At 63.7% G+C, this 4,139-nt stretch carries 4 protein-coding genes; 2 read left to right on the forward strand and 2 right to left on the reverse strand.

Annotated features, from left to right (window positions below):
- Positions 1 to 468: 468 nt before the first annotated feature.
- Positions 469 to 1,179, forward strand: coding sequence for a Crp/Fnr family transcriptional regulator (locus tag MKL09_RS00455; RefSeq protein WP_244016964.1), 711 nt, complete (start codon positions 469 to 471; stop codon positions 1,177 to 1,179).
- A 959-nt stretch (positions 1,180 to 2,138) separates the two neighbouring features.
- Here the strand turns inward: MKL09_RS00455 and MKL09_RS00465 are convergent.
- The gene (locus tag MKL09_RS00465; RefSeq protein ID WP_244016958.1) at positions 2,139 to 2,813 is read right to left on the reverse strand and encodes a ferritin-like domain-containing protein; all 675 of its coding nucleotides are present in this window, start codon (positions 2,811 to 2,813) and stop codon (positions 2,139 to 2,141) included.
- Between the two features lie 41 nt (positions 2,814 to 2,854).
- Positions 2,855 to 3,562: a ferritin-like domain-containing protein gene (locus MKL09_RS00470; protein ID WP_244016960.1), complete on the reverse strand. Its 708-nt coding sequence runs from the start codon at positions 3,560 to 3,562 to the stop codon at positions 2,855 to 2,857.
- Positions 3,563 to 3,869: 307 nt separating this feature from the next.
- Between MKL09_RS00470 and MKL09_RS00475 the strand changes: the two genes are divergently transcribed.
- On the forward strand, positions 3,870 to 4,082 hold the full coding sequence (locus MKL09_RS00475; protein WP_244016962.1) for a hypothetical protein: 213 nt from the start codon (positions 3,870 to 3,872) through the stop codon (positions 4,080 to 4,082).
- Positions 4,083 to 4,139: the final 57 nt, after the last annotated feature.

The following is a 4,139-nucleotide window of genomic DNA, read 5'->3' on the forward strand; positions in this document are numbered from 1 at the left end:
ATCGGATATTTGTGCATCAGCGAATGACAGACGCGAGTGCTCCCGCCTGTTGAGTGCTCGATATCTCATGACACATTTTTTCGTTGATACCGATGACGGACAACTTCGCAATGTGGAACACCCCCCCCCCCCCCACCCCCCCCACCAAGCCACCCCCCCCGCCCCAACACACACCCACCCTCCCCCCTCCCGCAACAGGCTCCCCGACGGGGATCGTCGGACCTATTCGGTTCGGGTGCGCGATGAGGACGGGAGGGTGATCTACTTCGCCTCGCTCGACTTGGTCGGTGAGTGGCATATCCCACACGCCACCAACCTGTGACCGGGTCTGGTGGCGGGGGCGAGCCGTCGTAAACATAGATTAGGGTTCGCCCCTATCCTGTACGAAGGTGGTGTATCGTGAGCCGTTGCCTCGGGGCAAGCGATTGCGAGATGAAGGCTGCCCTGGCCCTGATCGGAAGCAGAGTTGTGTTCCAGCTTCGGCAATCAGAGATCCGTAACCGTCTCCTCACCACGCTGCCCGCGGACGACTTCGCTTGTCTCTCTCCCGCACTGGAGCGCGTACCGTTGCTGCTACATAAGACGGTGCTCGTCCCGCATCAGCCGATTGAATACGCCTACTTCGTTGAAAGCGGCATCTGCTCGTACCTGGCCGACACGCGCGATGGCCGCATCGAGATCGGCCTCGTCGGTCCCGAAGGTATGGTCGGCACACCGCTGGTACTGGGAGCCGACCGCGGGCCGTTCGCCGTCCTCATCCAGGGCGAGGGCGAAGCGCTGCGCGTCTCAGCTGCAGATCTATGTGAAGCCCTCGATGCAAGTCAGGCCCTGCGCGGCCTGCTCGGGCGCTACGTGCAGAGCTTCATCGCGCAGGTCGGGGGCACCGTCTACGCCAATGCCGAGCTGACCATCGAGGCGCGACTGGCCCGCTGGATCCTGATGTACCAGGACCGCATGGACCAGGATGACCTGCCGATCACGCACGAGTTCCTGTCGCTGATGCTGGGAGTGCGTCGGCCAGGCGTCACGACAGCCACGCATGTGCTGGAGGGCGCGGGCATGATCCGGGCGCGGCGAGGGCATATCACCGTGCTCGATCGCGAGAAGCTGGAGGACATGGCCGGCGACACCTACGGTGCCGCGGAGGCCGAATACGAGCGGCTTATCGCGGACGCATAGAGCCCCACCTGGGGGTAGCCCTCGCTCGGGGCCTGGAAGTCTAGCTGTCACTCCAACATTCGTCCCCGCCTACCGCAGCAACCACAAGCCTGCGTGGGGGGGCATGGGGCCGAGCTACTGCGAGCCGCCTGGGCCGTCTACCGCGCCCTGTAACTGCATCTGCGGGCACGACGGCCACTACAACGGTGCCGCGAGGATCTGAAACTCGATCGCCTCACGCTCCGTAGAGGGAAAATGGCTCGTAAGCATCGGCTCTCGATGCCGTACCTTACCTCTCGGTCCAACCGGGTGTGCGTAGTGCCGTGCCCCACCGATGCGGACGCGGCGGGCGGGCGGGGGCATGCCATGACGCGACCTCCGCTCGTTCAAGAAGGCGGTGGATGCTGGCACAGGCATTCGGATCAGGGCCCGCCGCTGCTACATGATGTCCGGTCTCGGTGGAGCCCGGAGAGAAACCTAGAGCATCCATTGACATCAACCTGCGATAGTACGCAGGACCTACCTATGTTGAAAAAGCTACCTCAAGGCGCGGCCACCTTCTGTGGTCGCGGCCTCGCGTTCGTCCATGGCACCCACATCGTGATGAAGGTGTGCCCGGAGTGTTCGCAGTGGAACGCTCCAGAGGCGGCCGACAGAGGTGTATGCGGTTGGTGTGCCTACGTCCCGTCATGCGAGGACGTAGAGCCTGCTGTGGTGTTTGACGCCGCAGCGTAGATCCCACCCCGCTTTCGTGGGCACGGACCTTCATCGTTGACCCTCAGACTGCGACGCAGCACGATGGCGCGTCCTCACGAGGGACACCCATCGGTCCGGTCCGCATCTTCCCCCCAAGGTGGGCTGGGCCGGTGGGTCTTATTTGCTGATGCTGGGCGCTGGCGAACAGGCTCTCTCGCATAGAACCTGTGACGGCGCACCGAACGGCTCCGCCACAGCTTCAGTCCGCGGCCTCTTATGTGCCCTCAGGCGCCGCTGGCGAGGAACGGACCCGCCGCTGCAAGGACGGCCGCCTTGGTCAAAGGCGCGTCGAAGGCGCCGTCCCAACCGACATAGCCGCGCACCCGCCGCACCTCCGCGGCGTGCCGTGCCTCAACTGAGTGGATCTGCAGCGCCGTCGTCAGCACCGGTGTGCCCTGCAGGTTGCCAGCCTGTCCCTTGTAGGCCGCCACGCCGAGATCCTCGAACGTGCTCGACAGTGTCGTAAACGTGTCGAAGTTCGCGAACACATCCGGGTACTTGCCCTTGGCCGTGAAGTCGAAGGCCGGAGACGGGATCGCGGCGGCGCCTAGCGCGCCCTGCAGCAACCGCACATGCGCAGCCTCGTGCTTGGCGAGCTGTAAGAACACGGCTCGGTAGCGCGCCGGGATCAGGTGGGGCGTGGCCAGCGCCGTGCGGTAGAACTCTGCCTCCAGGTACTCCAAGGTCAGGGCGAACCGGAGCACGTCCACCACCTGCCCCGGTAGGCCCTGAGCGAAGACTTCGGTGGAGGCGACGGCGAGCACCGTCGGCGCGCTAGCGAGGGCCCCGAGCGTGCCGACGGCACGGGTGAACAGGCCCCGGCGCGAGGTCATCCGGGCAGTCATGTCGGGATCGAGTGTCTCAATCAGGGTGGGAGTGGCAGGCGTGGATGCGGTCATGGTGGCGTCCTCTGTGGCAGGGGCGAGCATCGGCCGGGCGATCACGGCAGTTGGCTCGCGCTGACGGGGGTGAGGACGAACGGCACCACCTTGGGCAGCACCTGGGAGGGCACGAGCGCGCGGTCGAGGCCGTTGCCGTCCACGATGTCGTTGCCGGCGAATGCTGCACTGTAAGGGTTGAGCATGTCGCGGATCGTGGCGGCGTGGCGCGCCTCGACCGAGACGATCGAGCCGGCCTTGGCGAGGAAGTCCGGGTTGCGCAGGAGTTGGCCGGCGCCGTTGTAGGCGGCGACGCCTAGATCCTCGAAGGTGCGGGCGGTGCCGAGCACGCTCTGACGACTGGCGAAGTTGACCCGGCCGAAGTCGACCTGAAGGTCAGGAATGACATTGCCGCCGAGCGCGGAGCGGAAGAACTCGCGATGGGCGACCTCGTGTTGCTGGATGCCTGTGAGGCTCTGCTCGTCGGAGGGGTTAAAGCCACGATAGGGCTGCTGCAGCACCTGGGTGTAGAAGGCAGCCTCCAACTGCTCCAGGGCGTAGGCGTAGTTGAGGACGGCGAAGTCACCCTGGCCGAGGTCGACCGTGCCGCCGGCGAGCGTGGCGCCACGCTGCGCGAAGGCTTGGCTGAGGTTCAGCTCCAGGAAGGCTGTTGAAGCGACGAGGATGCCGGCGGCCTTGAGGAAATTGCGACGTGGTCGCGCGGCTGCCTTGTGCAGGTTCTCGGGCTTTAGGCTGGCTGGATTGGTCACGAGCACCTCCCGGATCGCAGCGACAATGCGACACCTGTCCGGAAGAAGTGGGAGAGGCTCAGATCTGACTATATCGTAAGTTAGAAAATCGTTGGTAAAATCCTACCGAACAAAATATTTCTACATCCATTAAAAAATCGGCTCACCGCTTGAAACTTATGTCAGCTGCCGTTCGTAGAAAAATGGTTTGTCTAGTTTTATCGGGATACACAGATCGAAAAGACGGTTTTATTCAGGAACTTAGGCAGGATTCCTTGGCTTTGCTGTAGGTTCGGGCGGGGGATCCGCCCTATCTGGGAGATTTTAGATGAAGAAGACGACGCTTGCGCTTACCGCCGTGTTATTTGGCGGCTTTGCCCTCGTTGCCGGATCCGCATCGGCCACCCCGATGTCCGCCAACGGCCTCCGGTCCGATACCAGCATCACGCAGGTGCGCATGATGCACGGCGACCGGATGATGATGAAGAAGCGGATGATGCGGAAGCGGATGATGAAGCGCCGCATGATGAACCGCATGTGAGGCGGTCACCGCGACCTCGGAAGGGCCTCCTTGGCCCTTCCACCGCGACCCGCTGCT

The sequence above is a fragment of the Methylobacterium sp. J-048 genome, assembly GCF_022829515.1.
Classification (GTDB): Bacteria; Pseudomonadota; Alphaproteobacteria; order Rhizobiales; family Beijerinckiaceae; genus Methylobacterium.

Bases quoted from the DNA above. Each gene is read 5' to 3' on its own strand.
- MKL09_RS00465 (WP_244016958.1), bottom strand. From the start codon at position 2,813: ATGACCGCATCCACGCCTGCCACTCCCACCCTGATTGAGACACTCGAT.
- MKL09_RS00475 (WP_244016962.1), top strand. From the start codon at position 3,870: ATGAAGAAGACGACGCTTGCGCTTACCGCCGTGTTATTTGGCGGCTTT.